This is a genomic window from Bacteroides sp. 519, from assembly GCF_010500955.1.
Classification (GTDB): domain Bacteria; phylum Bacteroidota; class Bacteroidia; order Bacteroidales; family Bacteroidaceae; genus Bacteroides.
This window is the reverse complement of sequence record NZ_QVMJ01000050.1, coordinates 22,871-24,561: the sequence shown is the minus strand read 5'-3', so window position 1 is coordinate 24,561 and position 1,691 is coordinate 22,871. Positions and strand designations below refer to the sequence as shown.

At 37.6% G+C, this 1,691-nt stretch carries 3 protein-coding genes; all 3 read right to left on the bottom strand.

Annotated features, from left to right (window positions below):
- Positions 1 to 141: 141 nt before the first annotated feature.
- Positions 142 to 696, bottom strand: coding sequence for a nitroreductase family protein (locus tag D0T85_RS21460; protein WP_163215570.1), 555 nt, complete (start codon positions 694 to 696; stop codon positions 142 to 144).
- Between the two features lie 2 nt (positions 697 to 698).
- Positions 699 to 1,307 (bottom strand): riboflavin synthase, encoded by a 609-nt coding sequence (locus D0T85_RS21455; protein WP_163215569.1) that lies wholly within the window; start codon positions 1,305 to 1,307, stop codon positions 699 to 701.
- Between the two features lie 181 nt (positions 1,308 to 1,488).
- Positions 1,489 to 1,691, bottom strand: a 203-nt coding sequence (locus D0T85_RS22595; protein WP_203558552.1) for a hypothetical protein, incomplete at its 5' end; no start/stop codon positions are given.

Here is a 1,691-nt window from a genome sequence, read left to right as displayed (position 1 = left end):
TAGACACACTGATTCTTTTTTATTTACATTATTGCAGGCAGTGGGAAAATAGAAAGAAATCTTCCGAACATGACTGGGCGTTGCCTGGGGCTGAACTAAACTGCCACTTCGTGGCGAATGAGATCCTCTTGAATACTTAGTCTAATACTTATTATACGAAATAACCTTTTCGGCCTGTTTACGTATTTTCTTTCTTTTCTCTTTTCCCGGATAGCCTATAACAATATCCAGTAAGAGGCGTTTTCCATCAGGAATACCGGTTAGTTTTTTGATTTCTTTTTCATCAAACCATCCCAGAATACAGGAACCTAATCCTTCACTTTCGGCAGCAAGCGAGATATGTGCTGTAGCAATACCTAAATCAATCAGAGGAAAATGTTTGTTTTTAACCTTCCCACCTAGTAAGGAAGTAATATTAGCCGACTCTTCAACCACAAGAATATGCACCGGAGCATCTTTTGCAAATTTATTCATACCCAGCCCGGCTGTTGCTTTACCTACTTTAACAGCAAGTTCTTTATCGGTTATTACAACAAATTTCCAGGGTTGTGCATTACACGCCGATGGAGCTAAACGTGCAGCTTCCAAAATACGTTCCAGTTTTTCTGGCTCTACCTCTCTGGTTTTATCATACACCCTGTCGCTCTGACGGGCAGCAACAAGTTCCAGAAAATGATAATATTCTTTGTCTTTCATATTTACTTTCCTTCCAAAGCCAACAAACGGCTGATGTATTTACCAATAATATCGAACTCCAGATTCACTACTGTGCCAACCTGTATGGTATGGAAGTTTGTATGTTCGTAAGTATAAGGAATAATAGCTACTTCAAAGGTATCTTCGGTTGGCGAAATCACAGTTAAACTCACTCCGTTTATTGTAACCGATCCTTTATCAACTGTAAAATAGCCTCTTCTGGCCATTTCTTTATCAAAGTTATAACGGAACTTATAATACCAACTACCTTCGGCATCTCTTACTTCGGCACAAGTAGCTGTTTGATCAACATGCCCCTGAACAATATGTCCATCCAGCCTACCGTTCATCATCATACTACGTTCAACATTTACTTTATCGCCAACTTTCAATAAACCGATATTGGAACGATCAAGCGTTTCTTTCATCGCAGTTACTGTATATGTATTATCTGTTATTTCTACAACAGTAAGACAAACTCCATTATGTGATACACTTTGATCTATTTTCAGTTCGCTTACAAACGAACATTTCATGGTGAGATGAACATTTTCCTGTTCTTTTACTAACGCTACCACTTCAGCGTATTCTTCAACTATACCTGAGAACATATAATTTATTTTTGGGGTTAAGATTGATTAAGGCAAAGGTACAAAGAAAAACAGAACTAACCCTTATAAACGCAAAAAATGGAACTTTTCACAAAGCTCCATTTTTCAGTTTTCAATAGGTATTAGTTTTCTTAAGGTAAAAAGATTGTTTTCAGGATAACGGTGCAAATATAGCGGGTTTTTACAATACTAAACAAATTATAAAACATGTCTTATAACATATTTTTGAGTTTTCTTGAGGTTTATTATCATTTACACCACCGGGTTTTGCTAGTATTTCACCACAGAGTTCACAAGCAATTACCCCTTGGGGTAAAATTTGAATAACCCCCAGTGAAGCGAAGCGACTGGGGGTGGAGAATAGACTCAATCTCATCAACGCCG

Coding starts and splice junctions, on each gene's coding strand:
- D0T85_RS21460 (WP_163215570.1), bottom strand. CDS start 696: ATGAAAGACAAAGAATATTATCATTTTCTGGAACTTGTTGCTGCCCGT.
- D0T85_RS21455 (WP_163215569.1), bottom strand. CDS start 1,307: ATGTTCTCAGGTATAGTTGAAGAATACGCTGAAGTGGTAGCGTTAGTA.